The organism is Acinetobacter sp. MD2 (assembly GCF_035615575.1).
In the GTDB taxonomy this organism is placed as follows: Bacteria; Pseudomonadota; Gammaproteobacteria; order Pseudomonadales; family Moraxellaceae; genus Acinetobacter.
On sequence record NZ_VTDK01000001.1, the window covers coordinates 162,610 to 182,734 of the forward strand.

Consider the following 20,125-nt stretch of genomic DNA (forward strand, 5'->3'; position numbering starts at 1 on the left):
GCCACTGAATGTGGCTTGTTTTTGTGATGTTCACGGCAGAAAAGAATTATTTTTTCGGCTGTGCTTGCGCATTTTTCATTGCTTCTTCAGACAATGTTTTAAGTTTTGAGGTTAACTGTGGGCCAAAACAAGTTTGAATGGCTTTGTTTTGCTGTTGAACGAACGGCAAAGTACTTGGGCTTTTCTTTTGGTTGACTGTGCTGACAATTTGCCATTCTTGTGCTTTGGTTAAACGACCTTCAGCATCTACTTGGCAAGTACAAAATTTGTCTGCTTCAGCTGCGGTGAGTTTTCCACCTTTGCTTGCACCTTCTTTACAGTTGCCAATTAAAGTGCCACGAACATCACTGCTTTTTGATGGGTCTTGTGCAGCATGTGCAGCTGTTGCTGTGAGTGCAGCAGCACTTAAAACTGTAGAAAGAACAAGTTTAGCATTTAAGAATTTCATATCATTTACCTTTTATTGCGGTATATAGCGTGTAGGGTCTGCAACATCTGCTTGCGCAAAACCTTCTTTGCGTAAACGGCAGCTATCGCATTTTCCACAAGCGCGTCCTTGGTCATCTGCTTGGTAACAAGAGACTGTTTGAGAGTAGTCTACACCATGTTCTAGACCGAGTCGTATTATATTCCCTTTAGATAAATGTAACAGAGGTGTTTCAATTTTAAGTGGTTTTCCTTCAACACCTGCTTTAGTGGCCAAACTTGCAAGGTTAGCAAAGGCATCAATAAATGCTGGGCGGCAGTCTGGATAACCTGAATAATCGACCGCATTCACGCCAATCACAATCGCTTCTGCTGAAAAAACTTCGGCAGCTGCAAGCGCATAAGACAAGAAAATAGTATTACGTGCAGGCACATACGTGACAGGAATACCTTCTTGAAGCTGCTCAGGTACGGCAATGTTATGATCTGTGAGTGCTGAGCCACCTAAATTGGCTAAATCGATATTGATGACACGATGTTCAACACCCGCACGTTGGGTTAAGGCTCTTGCTGCATCAAGCTCGGTGGTTGAGCGTTGACCATACATAAAACTTAACGCGATACATTCATAATTCGCCTGAGCCCAAGCCAAACATGTTGTTGAGTCTAAACCACCTGAAAGTAATACAATCGCACGAGGACGCATCTTCATCTCCAAATTATTTAATTGATTAGCGGCCAGTTTCATCTTGCCATAAAATTTTGTGTAACTGTAACTGAAAGCGTACAGGTAAATGATCTTCTAAAATCCATTGTGCCAAGTCACGGGCAAAGTCGGGCAGGCGAGCATTGCCTTTTTCTACGGCAAAAGCAGGCGAGAACCAAACGGTACTCACTTTTTTATCAAGCTGATAACTTTTAAGCTGCTGCTTTGACCATTCGTAATCGGCACGGTCACAAATCACAAATTTGATTTGATCGTGCTCTGTCAGTAAATCTAAATTACTCATTAAATTGCGTGCCGATTCGCCCGAAGCAGGGGTTTTTAAATCTAAAACTTTAGACACACGAGGATGTACTTTAGAAACATCTAACGCACCACTGGTTTCTAAAGAAACTTTAAAGCCTTGTTCACACAGTTGATTTAGCAGATTGATACAGTTCGGTTGTGCTAAAGGTTCACCACCTGTGACACAAATATAAGGGGTGTTGTAGCTTTTTGCAGTTGCAATAATCGCGTCTAAAGACTGGCGTGTGCCACCTTCAAATGAATAGGTCGTGTCGCAATAATGACAACGTAATGGACAACCTGTTAAGCGGATAAAAACAGTTGGTAAGCCCGCCGTATTGGCTTCTCCTTGTAACGAATAAAAAATTTCCGTTATACGTAAGCCCGCAGCAGGGTCTGTAACAGGAATGGCAAGAGAGCGAATCGGGGAACTCATAGTTTAATAACCGCAGTATGTTAAAAAGAAAAATCTCTACGACCGTCAATGATCGTAGAGACGAAGAACGACTTGGAGTATCGAAGGAACAGAAAGAGTTCCTCCAATGCTTAATTAGTCGTCACGAAGTAATTCATTAAGGCTTGTTTTTGCGCGAGTTTTTGCATCAACTTTCTTCACGATGATGGCAGCATATAAGCTATATGTACCACATTTAGAAGGTAGGCTACCTGAAACAACCACCGAACCTGCAGGAACGCGGCCATAATGCACTTCGCCAGTTGCACGGTCATAAATTTTGGTTGATTGACCAATGTAAACGCCCATTGAAATTACCGAACCTTCTTCAACAATCACGCCTTCAACAATTTCAGAACGCGCACCGATGAAACAGTTGTCTTCAATAATGGTTGGGCCTGCTTGTAATGGCTCTAATACACCGCCAATGCCAACACCGCCAGACAAGTGAACGTTTTTACCAATTTGTGCACATGAACCTACAGTTGCCCATGTATCTACCATTGTGCCTTCATCGACATACGCGCCAATATTGACATAAGATGGCATAAGCACCACATTTTTAGCTTGGAAGCTACCACGACGTGCAACCGCAGGTGGTACAACACGTACGCCAGCTTCTTTAAATTGAGCTTCTGTCCAATTGCTAAATTTAGTGTCGACTTTGTCATAAAAACGTAAGTCGCCTGCTTCAATGGCTTTGTTGTCATTCAATTTAAAAGACAAAAGTACCGCTTTTTTCAACCATTGATGTACTACCCATTCGCCATCAATTTTTTCAGCCACGCGAAGTGAACCATTATCTAAACCTTGAAGGGCTTGCTCAACAGCAGCACGTACTTCTGCAGGACAGTCTGCTGCAGTAAAGTTAGCGCGATTTTCAAAGGCTTGTTCAATGATTGTTGAAAGCTCAGACATTTGTTTTCCCAAAGTCAATTCAAAAAATTGTGCTAATTTTACACGAAAAAATGAGTCTTGGATTTGAAAATTTCGAAAAGTTGTTAATTCTTTGTTCATACAAATATGAAAATATTATATTTGTAATGAATACGTATCTAAATCTGGATATTAAAATGCTATATTTAAATTAAATATTTGTTTTTAAATTGGAATCTTACTGAATAATAAATCTTAAAAAGATAAGAAACTTCGCATAAACTCACAAAAAACGTATCAATTTAGCCTGAAATTGCTAAGCAATATTAAAATTTGCCCCGTTATTATGAGGGGTATCTTAAGGAACGCATGTGTTTAGATTAAACCATACCGAGTTAAATCCTTCAGCTTGAATCCTTCTAAGGAGAATTAGATGTATAAAATCCGAAAATTATTGATTTGTTCTGCATTTGCAACTGTTGCAGGGCATGCAATGGCAGATGAACAGGTGATTAAAGAGCCAGGAAATACTTACAAAACCTATTTGCCGACTTCGGTGCGTGCTGAAGGTGGGACAACGGGGTATGGTGGTGCTTTCACTTGGGATGTCAGTCCAATTGTGGGTGTAACACTTGGTTATAATGGCGGTCATATTAACTGGCGAAATGATATTAAAAGTCATGGTACTAAATATGACTTAGATCAGGACAATAACAACAATGTTTATTTAAATGCGGAGATTCATCCATGGGGGAATAGCCAAAATATGTGGGCACGATCTGCTTATGTTGCAGGAGGTGTAGCGTATTTAGACAATGATTATAATTTAACTTCAACATCAAATAATGGCGATGTGACGGTCAATAATACCAAATATAATGTGAATGGTAATATTACTGGAAAAATGAAGTATAAAAATGAGATTGCCCCTTATGTGGGTTTAGGTATGCGTCCAATGTTTAGTCAGCATTGGGGCATGTTTGGCGAGGTTGGTGCATATTATTCAGATAATCCAAATGTGAGTTTAAGCTCAAATGCAACTGTAAATTCAGGTGGCTCGAATGAACAGTTCCAAAGTGATTTAGCAGCAGAACAAAACAAGATTGCCAATGATGACAAATACAAATGGATGCCTTCTGCTAAGGTGGGTGTGGTGTATAAATTCTAATTTTAAAAGCAATGTATAAAAAAACGAGCCGCGGCTCGTTTTTTTATTGGGTCGATTCAAACAACTGGCATTTAGCGTAATTTTGCAAGCCAATTACCCAAGGTTTGCACAATCTGAACTAAAATAATTAAAACAATGACGGTTAAAATAATCGCGCTATTGTCAAAACGTTGGTAACCATAAGAAATGGCTAAATCACCAATACCACCTGCACCTACAGCACCCGCCATAGCCGTTGCGCCAATTAAGCTAATGGTGGCTGTGGTCATATTTAAAATGAGTGAGCTACGCGCTTCAGGCACAATAAATTTAAAAATAATTTGTGTCGGAGATGCGCCCATCGCTTGGGCTGACTCAATAATACCTGCATTGACTTCCAGCAATGAGGTTTCAATTAAACGTCCCATATATGGGCCAACATAAATGGTTAAAGGCACAATTGCTGCCCAAGTGCCAATTGATGAACCCACTAACCACTGCGTAAATGGAATTAATGCAATCAGTAAAATAATAAACGGTAATGAGCGTAGCGCATTCACGATTGGATTTAACAAATGATAAATCGCTTTATTGGGTAAAATGCCTTCTGGGCGAGTGACCAATAAGGTAATCCCTTGAATCAGTCCCCAAATGCCACCAAAAATGAGCGAGAAGAACACCATTTGAAAGGTTTCTTGCATGGCATCGACAAATTGGTCAATGCCTAGTGAACTGTGCCAAAAAGGTTGTGTCAAAACAGTTAAGCAATGAATAATTAAATCTCTCATGCTAGTACTCCTTCTTGACGCACTTCGACTTCATGTTGCTTTAAGTAGTCGATGGCTTGTTGCAAAATTTGTTCATCACCTAAAAGCTGAACAAACATTTGACCAATCACTGTGCCATTAATTTCAGTCATATTGGCAAATAAAATATTTAAACTGATATCAAACTGTTTCAGCATTTGCTGAATAACGGGTTGCTGTGCTGCTTTGCCTAAAAATTGTAGGCAATAAATACTGTGTTCGTGCTGATGTTCGAGTTGGCTTAAAATATTGCGTGGTAATTGTTGTTGTAATACCGTTTGAATAAAGTTTTTGGTAGTTGGGTGTTGTGGATTACTAAAGATGTCAATCGTTGCACCCATTTCAATCACTTTGCCGGCTTCCATGACTGCAACATGGTCACACACGCGTTCAATCACATCCATTTCATGGGTGACCATGACAATGGTAATGCCTTGTTCGCGATTAATTTTTTTAAGCAACTCAAGCACAGATTTTGTGGTTTGCGGATCAAGTGCAGAAGTCGCTTCATCACACAGTAAAATTTTAGGATGATTGGCCAGCGCACGTGCAATACCCACACGTTGTTTTTGACCACCAGAAAGTTCGTCTGGATAAGCATTTTTTTTATGTGCCAGATCAATAAATGTCAGCAGTTCATTTAAGCGAGCTTGACGTTTTTCTTTACTTAAACCGACAAGCTTCATTGGCATTTCGATATTTTCAGCCACGGTTTTGGTTTCAAGTAAATTGAAGTGCTGAAAAATCATGCCAATATTGGTGCGTTCTTGCCGTAAGGTACGTGCATCTAATGCAGTAAAGTCTTTTTGATGAATAATGACTTGCCCTTCATTTGGCCGTTCGAGCAAATTAATTAAACGAATCAGGGTACTTTTACCTGCACCACTATAGCCAATAATGCCAAAGATACTGCCTTCAGGAATCTCAAGGTTGATTTGATCGAGTGCCCGAATGGTTTGACCTTTGAGCTGATAGTGTTTGGAGATGTTTTTAAATTGGATCATACGGTCGAAAACTATTCTAAAAAGAAAAACAGGCAAAGAAACTTTGCCTGTTCGTTCACATCTATTTTACTTCTGCTTATTTTCAGTTTGAGTAAAATAGCTGACAGGTTTGTTTACATCAATTTTAGTACCACCGAATTTTTCATCAATGAATTTTTTCACTGCTGCGGTATGGTACAACGTGCCTAATTTTTGCAAAGTCGGATCGTTCTCACGACCTGCCGATGTCACGAGTAGATTAATATAAAGCTTAGTCGATTGGTCAATCGGCTCGTAGAATAACGCATCTTTCAATACATTTAAACCACCTTCCATGGCTAAAGTGTTGCCTAATACAATTGCATCGACATCACTTTTCACGCGTACTGCGGTTGCCATAGGAATGGTTTTAAGTTGTAACTGTTTTGGATTGGCAGTTACATCTTTTACTGTACCTTGAATTGGGTTGAAATCTGCTTTTAATTTAATCAAACCTGCGGTTTGTAATAATGATAATGCACGTGCTTCATTGGCAGTATCATTTGGAATCGCAATGGTTGCATTGGCAGGAATTTGGTCAATTTTTTTGTATTTACTTGAGTAAATACCCATTGGTTCAATGTAAGTCGTTGAAAGTGGTGCAACTTTGGCAATTTTGCTTGCTGTATTATAAGCAACCATGTAGTTGTACGATTGGAATGCATTGACATCGACTTCTTTGTTCGCCGTTGCGGTGTTCATTGCCACGTAATCAGTGAAGTTTTTTACTTCAAGCTCAATACCTGCTTGTTTCGTTTCAGGCAAGGTTGCAATGAATTTCCACACATCGGTATCTGAACCAGTAGAGGCAAGAACGACTTTTTGCAGTTGACCTGCTTGTGCTTTTTCTTCTGTTGCAGGTGCATTTTGTTTACTACAGCCTGCCGCAAGTAATACGCTTGCGCCCAATACAACACTTAATACTTGTTTCATGAGGTGGAAATCCTACCTAAAATAATATAGCTCTAAACGAGATGCAGAGCAGTTGATCTAGAAATGATGGAACACTGTCACTTTAAAAAAAGCAATACAATTCATGATGCTTGATTTGGTGGTATTTAAAGACCTTTGATAATCGACCCACTGCCATTTTTATCTGAAATTATTTAATGTTTCAGGTGTAGATGGTGAATGGCCATCGATTGAACAGAATGATGTCGATTAAAGTATAAAGTCTTGTCTATATATGTCAAAACAATAAAAATCACAAAGCTTATGAGAAATAGTGAATAAGAACACTTAAAAAAATGCACGCAGAACGTGCATTTTTAAAACGGAAGGGTTCTTCGGTTACGCTTTTTCACGCGCAATCGCACGATAACCAATATCCGAACGATATTGCATACCTGTGAAGTTCACTTGTCCACAGACTTCTAAAGCATTAATTTGTGCTTCAAGTACGGTATCGCCCAGTGCGGTTACGCAAAGTACACGTCCGCCTGAAGTGATGATATGACCATCTTCAGACATTGCTGTGCCGGCATGGAAGATTTTTGTATCTTCAGGTGATTGACCTAAACCAGAAATAACATCGCCTTTACGTACAGTTTCCGGATAACCTTCTGCTGCTAAAACGATACCAATCGATTTACGTGCATCCCACTCAGCTTCAGCAGGTAAATTACCTTCAATTCCGGCTTCAACCAATTCAACCAATGACGATTGTAAACGCATCATAATGGGCTGAGTTTCAGGGTCACCAAAACGGCAGTTAAACTCAATTACACGTGGCTGACCTTGTTCGTCAATCATCAAACCGGCATATAAAAAGCCTGTGTAAACGTGCCCATCTGCGGCCATGCCTTCAACGGTTGGACGCATCACTTCATTCATGGCGCGTTCAAATACGTCTGCTGTGACCACAGGCGCAGGCGAGTATGCACCCATGCCGCCAGTGTTTGACCCTTGGTCACCTTCAAAAATACGTTTGTGATCTTGCGATGTTGCCATTGGTAAAATGTTTTTACCATCAATCATGCAAATGAACGAGGCTTCTTCGCCAGCAAGGAATTGCTCAATCACCACGCGTGAGCCTGCATCACCAAATTTGTTGCCAGCTAACATGTCTTCAACCGCAGCAAAGGCTTCTTCGTTGGTCATGGCAACAATTACGCCTTTGCCCGCAGCAAGTCCATCAGCTTTAATGACAATCGGCGCACCTTTTTCTGTGATGTAGGCTTTGGCGGCATCGACTTCGGTGAACACATCATAAAATGCAGTTGGAATATTGTGGCGTTTTAAGAAATGCTTCGCGAACGCTTTTGAGCCTTCAAGCTGTGCTGCATATTGGGTTGGTCCCCAAATTTTTAAGTCTGCTGCGCGGCAAGCATCTACAACACCGTTAACCAATGGCGCTTCTGGGCCAACAATAATTAATGCCACATTATTTTCTTTGGCAAAAGCAATAATGGCAGGGTTATCTAAAATATTGAGTTCTACATTTAGACATTTGTTTTCTGTTGCTGTACCTGCATTACCCGGTGCAACAAAAACTTGGCTGACTTTTTCATCTTGCGCGATTTTCCATGACAAAGCATGTTCACGACCACCGCTACCCAAAACTAAAATATTCATCGGTTCATACTCCATGAATCGAAAAGTCACAAAGCCCGAAAGTTAAATTTTCAAGGCTTTGCAAAGTTATTTAGAACGTGTTGATTGTTATGTCTATCTTAATGGCGGAAATGACGCATGCCCGTGAAGACCATGGCAATGCCAGCTTCATCTGCTGCTGCAATCACTTCTTCATCACGCATAGAACCGCCCGGTTGAATAATGCATTTAATGCCGGCTTGGGCTGCATTGTCAATTCCGTCACGGAAAGGGAAGAATGCATCCGATGCCATAACAGCGCCTTCAACCACTAAACCTGCATGTTCTGCTTTAATTGCAGCAATACGTGCAGAGTTGATACGGCTCATTTGACCTGCGCCCACACCAATGGTTTGACGGCCTTTGGCATACACAATCGCATTCGATTTTACATATTTTGCAACTTTCCATGCAAAAATAAGATCATCAATTTCTTGTTCCGTTGGTGCGCGTTTAGTTACAACTTTTAAATCAGCTGCTTTAATCATGCCTAAGTCTTGATCTTGTACCAATAAACCACCGTTCACACGTTTGTAGTCTAATTGTGCAGCACGTTCATCAATATTTGGTAAGCTACCGCATGTCAGTACGCGAACATTTTTCTTCGCGCCAGTCACTTCAAGTACGCCATCAGCAATGCTTGGTGCAATAATCACTTCTACAAATTGACGATTTACAATCGCTTGTGCAGTTGCAACATCTAACTCGCGGTTAAATGCAATAATACCACCAAAAGCAGATTCTGGATCGGTTGCATACGCTAAATCGTAAGCTGCTTGAATGCCGTCTAAAGATACCGCAACACCACAAGGGTTAGCATGTTTTACAATCACACAAGCAGGTTTTGCAAAAGATTTCACACATTCAAGGGCTGCGTCTGTGTCGGCAATGTTGTTGTACGACAATTCTTTGCCTTGTAATTGTTTTGCTGTTGAAACTGACGCTTCTTTTGCCGCAGGGTCAACATAAAATGCTGCTGCTTGGTGTGGATTTTCGCCGTAACGTAAATCTTGTGCTTTTACCAATTGTGTATTAAACGTACGTGCAAAAGTATCTGCTTCGCCTTCAGTTTTGCCTACACGCGCACCAAGATAAGAGGCAATCATACCGTCGTATTGTGCGGTGTGTTCAAAAGCTTTTACCGCTAAGTCAAAACGCGTTTCGTAAGACAGCGCACCGTTTTGTTTTAATTCAGCAATCACGGTGTCGTAATCGGTAGCATTGACAATAATACCCACAGAAGCATGGTTTTTTGCCGCAGCACGAACCATAGTTGGCCCGCCAATATCGATGTTTTCAATGGCATCTGCCAATGAACAGTTTGGTTTAGCTACTGTTGCTGCAAATGGATATAAGTTGACAATCACTAAATCGATTGGGTCGATGTTGTGTTCTTGCATCACGGCTTCATCAACGCCACGACGCGCCAAAATACCACCATGAATTTTTGGATGTAATGTTTTTACACGACCATCCATCATTTCAGGAAAACCTGTGTGCTCAGAAACTTCTACAACGGCAACATTATTGTCTTTTAACAATTTATATGTGCCGCCAGTTGATAGAAGTTCTACCCCTAAAGCTGCCAAGTTTTGAGCAAACTCAACAATACCAGTTTTATCAGAAACAGAGATTAACGCGCGTTTAATAGTCATGAGATACAAGTCTTTAGATCAAAATAAATAGGCAAAAAAAATGCCCACGACAACGTGAGCATTTTATCAGTTATTCACTCATTAAACCGTGAGCTTTTAACTTTTTACGTAAAGTCCCGCGGTTAAGTCCTAGAATTTCAGCGGCGCGGGTTTGGTTGCCACGGGTATATTCTAGTACCACAGATAAAAGAGGTTTCTCCATTTCTGCTAACACCATGTCGTAAACCTGAGATGGTTGCTCACCTTGCAATTGTGCAAAATAATGGCGAACTGCGCGATCCACATGGATGCGAAGAGCAACATCAGATTGTGCAGTAAAAATAGGAGATTTGCTATTCATGCGTTTTTAATCCGAAATTAATCTATAATCACTAGGGTAAAGTGATTTGAGTTTATAAAAGGTTAAAAAATGCTGCGTTCTATGTTGTAGAACGTCAACATTAAAAATTAAGTAGCTAGCTTGCCACAAACTTCTCGTTTTGACTAAAAAATAAGCGTAACAGTTATTTAAAATTTGTTACAGCCTTAAAATCAAAACAAAAAAAGCCACGCCATGTGCAAAAAATATTGATGCACATTCTGTAGTCATTTAGTTTTGGAATTTATACGAGATGTTTGTGGGGTCATGCTTTCGTGGGGCGTATCATACCATTGTCATAAAAAAAGTGAGTAAATTTGCTGCAAAAAAAATACAAATTTTATCGTTTTTTTAGATAAATAGTTAAATTTCGATCTTTTTGTTTGATCGGGTTGTCTGAACTGGTTTTTTTATCTGCAATTTTGGCTGCTGTTGCTGTGTTATTCATTTGGTGTGGAACTAAGATAAACTTCTAGCGCATGAATGTTATTGAAAGATATAGGCAGTTGTACGGTTACATTAAGTACTTGTTTGGCTGCTAAGGTTGGTTGTTTGGTCATAGATGATGTTAAATATTGCTTAGGAGTAAAAGTAAGCGTTTTATAGTTATTCACTTCTATATTTAAAAAAGGTAAATGGTATGGACGTGATCCTGTATTTCTGATTTGAACTGTTAATAAGGGTTGATGTTTGGGATTGTCATCCATTTTAATAATTGTTGCAGCTAAATCTGAGGTTTGTTGGTGATGAGTACCGAGGTGAAAAAGGTGGGCATGCTGATGAAGTGCACGATGATGGATGAAAAATTGACATAAAATTATAAAAATGAAAACCAAAATAAAAATTACAAGCAATAGGGTTCTGAACCGATTTGATTCAGTTGGTATTTTTGGCTGTGGTAAGGGCGTGGAAATAGGCTGACCGATTGGGTTAAAAGTAAAAGACGGTGTATTGTTTAAATACGCTTTAAAGTCAATATTTGATGTGGCGATGGTTCGAGTAAAAATTCTAAGCTCAGGATGATCTGCAATATCTTGTGTTGGATCGTTATAATTGTTGTACAACTCGACTTCATGGGGCGGTATTTTGTGTTCAACTGGTTTTAAATGCAAATGAGGGTAAGCATTAAAATTAAAGTGACATGCAACACAGCAGACCTGCCCGCGTGAAAGTGAAAGCTGAATGGGGGAGGCCAAATAGCGACGCTGACATTTTGGGCACTTAATTTGAAGGTCTGACATGTGTGTTGCCTAGATTACACGCTGTGACGTTTACCTGAAATACGACACCAGTTTTCTTCACGCTTTTCGATGTTTAAAATATCAAAAAATGCGTTATATACATTTGAGACATCTTCAACTTGTTCTTCAATTACACCCGCTAAAGCAAATTCACCTTCAGGCTGAATAAGGTTAGCAAATTCGGGTGCAAGTGCCATAAGTGGTGCAGCTAAAATATTGGCAACCAAGATATCTGCTTTTTGACCATTAAATTCTGCATTAAATTCTTCTGGTAAACCAACAAAAAGCTGGTCTAAGACGCCATTTAATTCGGCATTTTGTTTGGTTGCCAGCACAGCTTGTGGATCGATGTCGGTTGCATAAACTTTTTTTGCACCTAAAAGTAAAGCGGCAACGCCTAAAATACCTGAACCACAGCCATAATCGACCACAATTTTATCTTTTAAGTTGGTTTTACCAAGCCATTGTAAGCATAGGAATGTACTGGCATGGTTACCTGTACCAAAAGCCAAACCTGGGTCAAGTTTAATATTGACTGCATCGGCTTCAGGTGCTTCTAACCATTCGGGTACAATCCAAAACTTATTTGCAATTTCAATTGGCTCATAGTAGTCCATCCAAGCGCGCTCCCAAGCTTGATCTTCAAGTTCATCAAAGCGGATTGGGGCATTAGGGAGTTGATCTGTGATGAATTGCATTAATAATTCAGCATCGACAGGCGCATCATCGGTATGTTGATAAATCCCTGTCACAATCACTTTATTCCAAAGTGGTGTTTCCCCTGGCAGTGGTTCAAGTAAATCTTGATTCTCTGCATCATCTAAAGTCACACTTACTGCACCTAAAGATAAAAATAAGGTTTCTGCAAAATCAACTTGTGCTTGATCAACTGTAATATGTATTTGGAGCCACTTCACGTAGATATAACCTAAAAGAATCGTTTGGGCTATTGTACGGAATCAGCAACGCTTGGGAAAGCCACAAAGCAGAATAACCTACAAGCGTCGGCGATGTAATGTATTTGGGAGGTAGGCTAACTTGGACGTTTACTGAGTTCTTTGCGGCTAAAACCACGCGAGGTGAGAATGCGAGTAATTCCTTTAATGACATCTTGATCTTGAGTTTGTTGTAAGGTCTGTAGCAACTGTTCATTGGTTTTGCATAGGCTGTGGTTTGCAATCCATGCCACATGATTTTTATGCACATTCTGTTCTGTACGAGAAGCAAATAATTTTTGCAAAAAACGCATAGCGCCTTCATTTAATAGCTAAACAAAGTCGGAAATATAATTGAAAAGCTAAAAAATACAAGATAGACGATCGGCTTAAGAATTGTTGAATATCAGGTAAGGAAGTTGTGTTTTTATAAAATTATAATGAAATACAAATGAATAAACGTCACATGAAAAACATAAAGTGTTACAAATTTAATCGGTGCTCTTTGTTTTTGTTTGATCTTAATTGTTATAACAACGTGAAAATAGGTAATGAGCATGGCTTTGAAGTTCTAAAACTGTGAGTAATAGAACACCTTCCATGTCTTAGAAACCATTAAAAAGATCATTTGAAACAGCAGAGGGAAACATGGATGATGTCTTTTAATTCAATCTTCCTTCTTCCTTAAAATTTGGGCAAGTTATGGTGCTATTAATACTGTTACGCTGCTCACTTTATTGGTGTATTTGAACCGTAATGCTTCGGTTTATCGTACATTTAAACAAAACCGTGTTATGTGTAAATACTTTGGCACAACATCATCATGCGCGCGCTCATTTGTTTGGTAGGAAAACCTCAATGAATGGTTTTTTATAGGGAACATGGCATCAATTATGCACAGGTTCACCTGTACTTATGGATGCAGTGGTGGCATTCGACTGTCAAATTCGTGAAATTAATACAGTAGGAACACATGATGTTTTTTTGTGGTGTAATGGAAACACACATCAATCGTGGCGAGCAAGGATTGGTTTAGGTTTTTTTGACCGTGCTTATCATCATCTTACACTGCAACAATAAATGAATCGCACCAATACGATTAGGGGAAGTTTGATGAAAGAGCGTTGGTTTAGTACGTGGCAACCCTATAAGGGCGATTTAGAAACAACGCCTGTGGCCATGAATGAATATTTGCCGCTTGGACACAGCATAATGCTTGGGGCACAGCATGCCTTTGCGATGTTTGGTGCTACGGTACTTGCACCCTTGTTAATGGGGTTTGACCCAAGTTTAACCATGTTAATTACAGGAATTGGCACAATCTTATTTTTCCTAATTACAGGTGGCCGTGTTCCCAGTTATTTGGGTTCGAGTTTTGCATTTATTGGTGCTGTTGCTGCTGTGACGGGCTATAGCGGTACAGGGGTGAATCCTAATATTCCAGTTGCTTTGGGCGGGATTATTGCCTGTGGTGTGGTCTATGCCGTGGTTGGTTTGGTGGTAATGAGATCGGGTACAGCATGGATTGAAAAATTATTACCGCCCATTGTAACAGGTTCAATTGTGATGATTATTGGTTTGAATCTTGCACCTGTAACCATTAAAGGAGTGTCATCCAATAGTTTTGATACGTGGATGGCATTGGTCACAGTATTGTGTATTGGCTGTATTGCAGTTTTTACTCAAGGGATGTTGCGCCATTTGCTCTTGTTGGTCGGGCTAATTTTGGCTTATGTACTTTATTTTTTGTGTGCAAATGTACTCGCACTGGGTAAGCCGATTGATTTTGCACCGATTTCCGCTGCTGCATGGTTTGGTCTGCCGACATTTCATTCGCCTGTATTTAGCATGAATGCAATATTGTTGATTGCACCTGTCGCTATTATTTTAATTGCCGAAAATTTGGGTCATTTTAAAGCGGTAAGTGCCATGACAGGGCAAGATATTTCACCTTATATGGGGCGGGCATTTTTTGCCGATGGTTTATGTACCTCATTGTCTGCTCTGATTGGAGGAACGGGTATGACCACCTATGCCGAAAATATTGGGGTGATGGCAGCAACCAAAATTTATTCAACTATTGTTTTTGTTTTTGCAGGCATCTTCGCCATGTTATTGGGATTGTCACCTAAATTTGGTGCTGTCATTAGTACTATTCCTGTGGCAATCTTAGGTGGTGCATCAATTATTGTCTTTGGTTTAATTACCATTGCAGGTGCACGAATTTGGATGAATAATAAAGTTGATTTTAGCCAAAATGGTAATATGTTAGTGGCAGCTGTCACTCTTATTATGGGTGCAGGCAATTACTCGATTCATTTAGGTGGCTTTGACTTGGGTGGAATTGGTACGGCAACTTTTGCAGCAATTTTGCTGAACGTATTATTAAACCGAAGTGAAAAGCAGTCGGTAAAATGTTAAATGACGATCGGTCATCCTTATTTAAATAACGCTTTAACCATTAAAAAGCCGATCAAATGATCGGCTTTGTTGTATGTCGTGTTTAGATTTTTTCTAATAACACACCTGTTTCAACATGATGGGTATAAGGAAATTGGTCAAATAAGGCAAAGCGTTGAATTTTGTGGGTTTGGCTTAAGACTTTTAAATTGTCATGCAAAGTATCTGGATTACATGAAATATAAATAATATGTTGGAAACCTTGTAAAAGCTTTAAGGTGTCATCATCAATTCCTGCACGTGGTGGGTCGACAAAAATAGTTCCGAAGTCGTAACTTTTTAAGTCAATTTGCGCTTCTTGTAAACGTCTAAACTCACGCTCGCCGTTGTAAGCTTGGGTAAATTCTTCTGCGGCTAAACGTGCAATTTGAATATTGTGAATTTGATTTTTTTCAATATTCCACTCAGCAGCATAGACTGACGATTTAGCCAGTTCGGTGGCCAATACGCGTGGAAATTTTTGTGCAAGTGGTAGGGTGAAATTACCATTGCCGCAATAAAGTTCGAGTAAATCGCCTGTACAATCTTCGGCAACGTCACATGCCCACTGCAACATTTTTTGGCAGACTTTTGCATTCGGTTGGGTAAAACCATTTTCAATTTGCTTGTAATGGAAAGTTTGTGCGTTAACTTGCATGCTTTCAACTACAAAGTCATCACTCAGTACCCATTTCTGCCCACGGCTACGACCAATCAGTTTAATATTTAAATCGTTTGCTAATTGCTGTGCCAATGCTTGCCATGATTCATCAAGCTTACGATGATAAATCATGCTCACTAACATCTCGCCACTTAAACTAGCTAAGAAATCAATTTCAAATAAACGGCGGTGCAATTCAGGTTGTTGCTTGAGTGTATCGAGCAATTTTGGCATTAACTCATTAATGCTATGGTCTGCAATGGGGAAGTCATCCACACGTACCACAGTTTTTTGCTTTTCATCGCCGTTGCGTTCAAACATCGCATAAAATAGGTCATCTTCTGTATGCCAAATCCGAAATTCAGCGCGCATACGGAAATGTTGTTCTGGCGAGTCAAAAACCTCAATTTCAGGTGCTTGATAATCCGAAAACTGTGCGCGAATACGTTCAACTTTGGCTTGCAGTTGTTGCTGATATGCTGATGTCATAGACCTAAAGATCACACAATGAAAAACAAAGGCGCAATTTTAGCAAAAATTCGGGTTAAGGGCGAAGGGATTTTTAGCTGTTTTACGGGCAGCGATCAAATAACAAATTTTGTATCAGATAAAACACACAATGCCCAATCACGATGAATGGGCATTGTAATGACAATGAAATAACAAAGATTAGTCAGCCATGGTCATCAGGCTTGCATTGCCACCTGCCGCAGCGGTATTCATGCTCACGGCACGTTCAATCACTAAGCGTTCCAATGGAATACTGCTGCTCATGTATTCAAGGTGAGTAATACCCACAATTGCTCCTTTGCGTTCACTCATTTTAGCTTGTAAAACTTCAAGTTCTGCACTTGAACCATGATGTAGTACAGCCTCATAGTCCGCTTGTACAAGGTCAGTGCAAATATGAATAGCTGCTAAAATTTGTGCAGGCAAGCTGTTTTTGTACGTCTGATAAAAAGCATCATCTTGCTTTAATACGGCTTGTGAATTGACCGCAAAAATTGCTAACAATTGTTGCGCTTGCTGCTGCATATCGGTACTGATCGATAAAACACGTTGACGTGCCAACATCATATATTGATTACTTTCGCCTGTTGGACCTTGTAATTCAAACAGTTGATTGACCATCAATGGCTGAATTCTGTCTAAGTTAAGCTGAGTAAACTGTTCACTTGCCCATGCTTTAAAACATTTGAAGTTATTTAATGTTTCTTGCGACTGCGCTGCCAAAGTTGCTTTGACTGCAAATGGTGTTTTAAGTGTGTCTGATGCACCTTGTTGCATTAAGCGGTACAAATACAAAGGGCCGCCTGCTTTTGGCCCTGTGCCAGACAAGCCTTCGCCGCCAAAAGGTTGTACGCCAACCACAGCACCAACAATATTACGGTTAATGTATAAGTTACCTACATGTGCTGACTCAACTACCGTTTGAATGGTTTCATCAATACGAGTGTGTAAGCCCATAGTTAAGCCGTAGCCTTTGTCATTAATTTGTTTCATCAATGCATCAAGTTGACCGTAAGCATAAGTAATGACATGTAAGACAGGGCCAAATACTTCTCGTTCTAAGTCATTTAAATTTGGCAATTCAATTAAGGTTGGTGCAATGAAGGTGCCAACACCTAAGCGTGGTTGAACTTGGGCTTGGTCGAACATGAGCTGATGTACAGGGTAGCCTTTTTGACGCATTTTTTCGATATGACGTTGAATATTTTGTTGCGCTTCATCGTCAATGACTGGGCCAATATCAGTGTTGAGTGTAAGTGGATTGCCCACACGTAGCTGTTGCATCGCACCTTTTAACATACCAATGACAGCATCGCGGCTGTCTTCTTGCACACATAAAATTCGCAGAGCAGAGCAGCGTTGACCTGCGCTGTCAAATGCTGAGTTAATTACATCTGCAACGACCTGTTCGGTCAGTGCAGAAGAGTCAACGATCATGGCATTTTGACCGCCTGTTTCAGCAATTAAAGTGACGGGTTGACCATTTGGATTTAGGCGTTTAGATACGGTTTTTTGTAAAATTTTAGCAACTTCGGTTGAACCTGTGAACATAATCCCGTGAATACGTGCATCACCACTTAACTGTGCACCAATGGTTTCACCTTGACCCGCTAAAAATTGTAATGCTGCGCTAGGAATGCCTGCTTCATGCAAAATTTGTACGGCTTGGTAAGCAATGAGTGGCGTTTGTTCGGCAGGTTTGGCAATCACGCAGTTTCCTGTCACCAATGCAGCAGCGACTTGTCCAAGGAAAATTGCCAATGGGAAGTTCCACGGGCTAATACACAGCACTGTACCTAAGGCTTTTAATTGACTCTTTTGTGGGAAGAATTGCGCTTGCTGTGCGTAATAACGTAAGAAATCGACTGCTTCACGTACTTCTGCAATGGCATTGGCATAGGTTTTACCACTTTCACGTGACAACAACACCATCATCTCTAATAAGCGAGATTCAAGTGTATCTGCTGCTATTTCAAGTGCTTGGGCGCGTAAGGCAATTGGTGTATTCTGCCAGTGGTCTTGTTGTGCTTGTGCTGAAACTAAAGCTTGTTCGACCTGTTCAGTAGTTGCCTCCAGTACATGACCGACCACGTCTTGATGATTGGCAGGATTATGAAGCTTTTGTGGCGTCGCTGTAGATTCACTTGCGACTGTTTGTGCAAGTAAGCTTTGTGCATGCCATTGGAAGTTTGAATATTCGGTTGCAACGTGGTCTAACCGTGTTAAACATTGGTCGTTGGCTAAGTCAAAACCTTGTGAGTTTTTACGTTCTAAACAGTATAGATTGCGTGGATACGGAATTGCAGCATGTTTTAAGCCAATTGTCTGACCTTGCTGTTCATCATTAAGCAAGGTTTGCATCGGAGATTGAATTAAATCATCAATTTGCAAATTTTGGTCAGCAATACGGTTTACAAACGAGGTATTTGCACCATTTTCTAGTAAACGGCGTACCAAGTAGGCAAGTAAAGTTTCATGGCTACCAACTGGTGCGTAAATACGACATGGTACGCCCAGTTGTCCTGCATTTTTGTCACCAACCACTTGCTCATATAAAGGTTCACCCATGCCATGTAAGCATTGGAATTCGTATTGACCTACATAATATTTTTCAGGTTCTGCCATTTGGTAAATGGTGGCAAGGCTTTGTGCATTATGGGTCGCAAATTGTGGGTAAATTTGATCAGGCGCAGCCAATAATTTTTTGGCACATGCAACATAAGATAAGTCGGTGTGAATTTTACGGGTATAAACAGGGTAGTCGCTCATCCCATCAATTTGGGCTTTTTTAATTTCGCTGTCCCAATATGCACCTTTGACCAAGCGAATCATAATACGACGTTGACTGCGTTTGGCTAAATCGACCACATAATCCGCCACAAAGAAGCAACGCTTTTGATAGGCTTGAATTACAAAACCAATGCCTTTCCAATCGTTAAGTTCTGGTTCAAAGCAAAGGCGTTCTAGTAATTCAAGCGACAATTCAAGGCGATCGGTTTCTTCGGCATCAATATTTAAACCAATGTCATAGCTTTTTGCCAAGCGTGCCAGTTCTAAAATGCGTGGATACAATTCATTATGCACACGGTCGTATTGCGCACGTTGATAACGTGGATGAATGGCAGATAATTTAATTGAAATACCTGCACCATCATATACCCCTTGTCCTGCGCTAGCTTTACCAATGGCGTGAATTGCGCTGACATAATCATTCATATAACGCTGTGCATCGGCTTCGGTAAAGGCAGCTTCGCCCAACATGTCGTAAGAATAACGAAAGCCTTTTTGCTCTAAAGTTTTTGCATGATCTAGCGCTTGTTCGATGGTTTCGCCTGTTACAAATTGCTCGCCCATCATTCGCATCGCCACATCAACCGCTTTACGGATAATGCCACGCCCACTACGGGCAAGCAGTCCTGTTAACACGCTCGACAAACTGCGTTGCTGTGGGGTGTGCATGAGTTTACCTGTCAACATGAGTCCCCATGCTGCGGCATTCACAAACATTAAGCTGCTTTGCCCAACGTGCTCTTTCCAATTGCCTTGGTTGATTTTATCTTTAATCAGTAAATCACGGGTTGCAGCATCAGGAATACGTAATAAGGCTTCTGCCAAGCACATTAAGGCAATACCTTCTTGAGAAGACAGCGAGAACTCTTGTAGCAAACCTTGCACAATACCTGCTTTCCCTGTAGAGCCTTTACGCTCACGTAAATGCTTCGATAATTGATGTGCTAAGGCATGAATTTTTTGTTCTTCTGCTTCGGGTAAACGGGCAAAAGCCAATAATTCTTCTACAGCTTCTGCTTCAGGACGACGCCAAGCTTGATTGATTAGACTTAACTGATTACTTTTAATACCAAAATCGGTAATAAGTGCAGTTGTTTTTGGCTGAAATTCAGCAGTCATTGACGTCTTGATCATGGCGTTGTCCTTAAGCGAGCAGGTATTGCAGTATGAGTGTAATAAAAACTATAATTGCAGAATAATTGGT

At 40.4% G+C, this 20,125-nt stretch carries 18 protein-coding genes; 3 read left to right on the top strand and 15 right to left on the bottom strand.

Features of this window, described 5'->3' with window-relative positions:
* Positions 1-46: 46 nt before the first annotated feature.
* The 4 genes from FXN70_RS00745 to dapD all read right to left on the bottom strand — a co-directional run bounded on the left by FXN70_RS00745 (position 47) and on the right by dapD (position 2,807).
* Positions 47-448 carry a hypothetical protein gene (locus FXN70_RS00745; protein WP_324645509.1) on the bottom strand — a complete coding sequence of 134 codons (402 nt, stop codon included), beginning with the start codon at positions 446-448 and terminating at the stop codon, positions 47-49.
* Between the two features lie 12 nt (positions 449-460).
* Positions 461-1,132 carry a 7-cyano-7-deazaguanine synthase QueC gene (gene queC, locus FXN70_RS00750; RefSeq protein WP_324645510.1) on the bottom strand — a complete coding sequence of 224 codons (672 nt, stop codon included), beginning with the start codon at positions 1,130-1,132 and terminating at the stop codon, positions 461-463.
* A gap of 25 nt (positions 1,133-1,157) precedes the next feature.
* Positions 1,158-1,871, bottom strand: coding sequence for a 7-carboxy-7-deazaguanine synthase QueE (gene queE, locus FXN70_RS00755; protein WP_324645511.1), 714 nt, complete (start codon positions 1,869-1,871; stop codon positions 1,158-1,160).
* Positions 1,872-1,985: 114 nt separating this feature from the next.
* Complete coding sequence (dapD, locus tag FXN70_RS00760; RefSeq protein ID WP_324645512.1) at positions 1,986-2,807, bottom strand: 2,3,4,5-tetrahydropyridine-2,6-dicarboxylate N-succinyltransferase; 822 nt, start codon at positions 2,805-2,807, stop codon at positions 1,986-1,988.
* Between the two features lie 391 nt (positions 2,808-3,198).
* Here dapD and carO point away from each other — a divergent pair, with 391 nt between their 5' ends.
* Entirely contained in the window at positions 3,199-3,933 is a 735-nt protein-coding gene (gene carO, locus FXN70_RS00765; protein ID WP_324645513.1) for an ornithine uptake porin CarO, read from the top strand.
* A gap of 71 nt (positions 3,934-4,004) precedes the next feature.
* On the opposite strand, the gene FXN70_RS00770 is transcribed toward carO, so the two are convergent.
* The 9 genes from FXN70_RS00770 to FXN70_RS00810 all read right to left on the bottom strand — a co-directional run bounded on the left by FXN70_RS00770 (position 4,005) and on the right by FXN70_RS00810 (position 12,835).
* A complete protein-coding gene (locus tag FXN70_RS00770; RefSeq protein ID WP_324645514.1) occupies positions 4,005-4,700 on the bottom strand; it encodes a methionine ABC transporter permease in 696 nt (231 codons plus the stop codon).
* Positions 4,697-5,722 (bottom strand): methionine ABC transporter ATP-binding protein, encoded by a 1,026-nt coding sequence (locus FXN70_RS00775; protein WP_324645515.1) that lies wholly within the window; start codon positions 5,720-5,722, stop codon positions 4,697-4,699. Before FXN70_RS00775 ends, FXN70_RS00770 begins: the two co-directional genes overlap by 4 nt.
* A gap of 66 nt (positions 5,723-5,788) precedes the next feature.
* Positions 5,789-6,673: a MetQ/NlpA family ABC transporter substrate-binding protein gene (locus FXN70_RS00780; protein ID WP_324645516.1), complete on the bottom strand. Its 885-nt coding sequence runs from the start codon at positions 6,671-6,673 to the stop codon at positions 5,789-5,791.
* A 357-nt stretch (positions 6,674-7,030) separates the two neighbouring features.
* Positions 7,031-8,314 carry a phosphoribosylamine--glycine ligase gene (purD, locus tag FXN70_RS00785; RefSeq protein WP_324645517.1) on the bottom strand — a complete coding sequence of 428 codons (1,284 nt, stop codon included), beginning with the start codon at positions 8,312-8,314 and terminating at the stop codon, positions 7,031-7,033.
* A gap of 98 nt (positions 8,315-8,412) precedes the next feature.
* Positions 8,413-9,987 carry a bifunctional phosphoribosylaminoimidazolecarboxamide formyltransferase/IMP cyclohydrolase gene (gene purH, locus FXN70_RS00790; RefSeq protein WP_324645518.1) on the bottom strand — a complete coding sequence of 525 codons (1,575 nt, stop codon included), beginning with the start codon at positions 9,985-9,987 and terminating at the stop codon, positions 8,413-8,415.
* Positions 9,988-10,057: 70 nt separating this feature from the next.
* On the bottom strand, positions 10,058-10,327 hold the full coding sequence (fis, locus tag FXN70_RS00795) for a DNA-binding transcriptional regulator Fis (RefSeq protein WP_001086304.1): 270 nt from the start codon (positions 10,325-10,327) through the stop codon (positions 10,058-10,060).
* Between the two features lie 458 nt (positions 10,328-10,785).
* Entirely contained in the window at positions 10,786-11,586 is an 801-nt protein-coding gene (locus tag FXN70_RS00800; protein ID WP_324645519.1) for a hypothetical protein, read from the bottom strand.
* A gap of 14 nt (positions 11,587-11,600) precedes the next feature.
* Complete coding sequence (gene prmA / locus FXN70_RS00805; RefSeq protein ID WP_324645520.1) at positions 11,601-12,503, bottom strand: 50S ribosomal protein L11 methyltransferase; 903 nt, start codon at positions 12,501-12,503, stop codon at positions 11,601-11,603.
* Positions 12,504-12,619: 116 nt separating this feature from the next.
* A complete protein-coding gene (locus FXN70_RS00810; RefSeq protein ID WP_324645521.1) occupies positions 12,620-12,835 on the bottom strand; it encodes a hypothetical protein in 216 nt (71 codons plus the stop codon).
* A 601-nt stretch (positions 12,836-13,436) separates the two neighbouring features.
* Here FXN70_RS00810 and FXN70_RS00815 point away from each other — a divergent pair.
* Together FXN70_RS00815 and FXN70_RS00820 are read left to right on the top strand one after the other, a co-directional pair.
* Positions 13,437-13,601, top strand: coding sequence for a hypothetical protein (locus tag FXN70_RS00815; RefSeq protein WP_324645522.1), 165 nt, complete (start codon positions 13,437-13,439; stop codon positions 13,599-13,601).
* 33 nt (positions 13,602-13,634) lie between these two features.
* Positions 13,635-14,942 (top strand): solute carrier family 23 protein, encoded by a 1,308-nt coding sequence (locus tag FXN70_RS00820; RefSeq protein ID WP_324645523.1) that lies wholly within the window; start codon positions 13,635-13,637, stop codon positions 14,940-14,942.
* Positions 14,943-15,024: 82 nt separating this feature from the next.
* Here FXN70_RS00820 and trmA read toward each other — a convergent pair whose 3' ends face one another.
* Together trmA and putA are read right to left on the bottom strand one after the other, a co-directional pair.
* On the bottom strand, positions 15,025-16,110 hold the full coding sequence (gene trmA, locus FXN70_RS00825) for a tRNA (uridine(54)-C5)-methyltransferase TrmA (protein WP_324645524.1): 1,086 nt from the start codon (positions 16,108-16,110) through the stop codon (positions 15,025-15,027).
* A 180-nt stretch (positions 16,111-16,290) separates the two neighbouring features.
* Positions 16,291-20,055, bottom strand: coding sequence for a trifunctional transcriptional regulator/proline dehydrogenase/L-glutamate gamma-semialdehyde dehydrogenase (gene putA, locus FXN70_RS00830; RefSeq protein WP_324645525.1), 3,765 nt, complete (start codon positions 20,053-20,055; stop codon positions 16,291-16,293).
* Positions 20,056-20,125 lie beyond the last annotated feature (70 nt).

What these genes read in the sequence shown, in the direction of transcription:
- FXN70_RS00745 (WP_324645509.1), bottom strand. Translation starts at nt 448, where the DNA reads ATGAAATTCTTAAATGCTAAACTTGTTCTTTCTACAGTTTTAAGTGCT.
- queC (WP_324645510.1), bottom strand. Translation starts at nt 1,132, where the DNA reads ATGCGTCCTCGTGCGATTGTATTACTTTCAGGTGGTTTAGACTCAACA.
- queE (WP_324645511.1), bottom strand. Translation starts at nt 1,871, where the DNA reads ATGAGTTCCCCGATTCGCTCTCTTGCCATTCCTGTTACAGACCCTGCT.
- dapD (WP_324645512.1), bottom strand. Translation starts at nt 2,807, where the DNA reads ATGTCTGAGCTTTCAACAATCATTGAACAAGCCTTTGAAAATCGCGCT.
- carO (WP_324645513.1), top strand. Translation starts at nt 3,199, where the DNA reads ATGTATAAAATCCGAAAATTATTGATTTGTTCTGCATTTGCAACTGTT.
- FXN70_RS00770 (WP_324645514.1), bottom strand. Translation starts at nt 4,700, where the DNA reads ATGAGAGATTTAATTATTCATTGCTTAACTGTTTTGACACAACCTTTT.
- FXN70_RS00775 (WP_324645515.1), bottom strand. Translation starts at nt 5,722, where the DNA reads ATGATCCAATTTAAAAACATCTCCAAACACTATCAGCTCAAAGGTCAA.
- FXN70_RS00780 (WP_324645516.1), bottom strand. Translation starts at nt 6,673, where the DNA reads ATGAAACAAGTATTAAGTGTTGTATTGGGCGCAAGCGTATTACTTGCG.
- purD (WP_324645517.1), bottom strand. Translation starts at nt 8,314, where the DNA reads ATGAATATTTTAGTTTTGGGTAGCGGTGGTCGTGAACATGCTTTGTCA.
- purH (WP_324645518.1), bottom strand. Translation starts at nt 9,987, where the DNA reads ATGACTATTAAACGCGCGTTAATCTCTGTTTCTGATAAAACTGGTATT.
- fis (WP_001086304.1), bottom strand. Translation starts at nt 10,327, where the DNA reads ATGAATAGCAAATCTCCTATTTTTACTGCACAATCTGATGTTGCTCTT.
- FXN70_RS00800 (WP_324645519.1), bottom strand. Translation starts at nt 11,586, where the DNA reads ATGTCAGACCTTCAAATTAAGTGCCCAAAATGTCAGCGTCGCTATTTG.
- FXN70_RS00810 (WP_324645521.1), bottom strand. Translation starts at nt 12,835, where the DNA reads ATGCGTTTTTTGCAAAAATTATTTGCTTCTCGTACAGAACAGAATGTG.
- FXN70_RS00815 (WP_324645522.1), top strand. Translation starts at nt 13,437, where the DNA reads ATGGATGCAGTGGTGGCATTCGACTGTCAAATTCGTGAAATTAATACA.
- FXN70_RS00820 (WP_324645523.1), top strand. Translation starts at nt 13,635, where the DNA reads ATGAAAGAGCGTTGGTTTAGTACGTGGCAACCCTATAAGGGCGATTTA.
- trmA (WP_324645524.1), bottom strand. Translation starts at nt 16,110, where the DNA reads ATGACATCAGCATATCAGCAACAACTGCAAGCCAAAGTTGAACGTATT.
- putA (WP_324645525.1), bottom strand. Translation starts at nt 20,055, where the DNA reads ATGATCAAGACGTCAATGACTGCTGAATTTCAGCCAAAAACAACTGCA.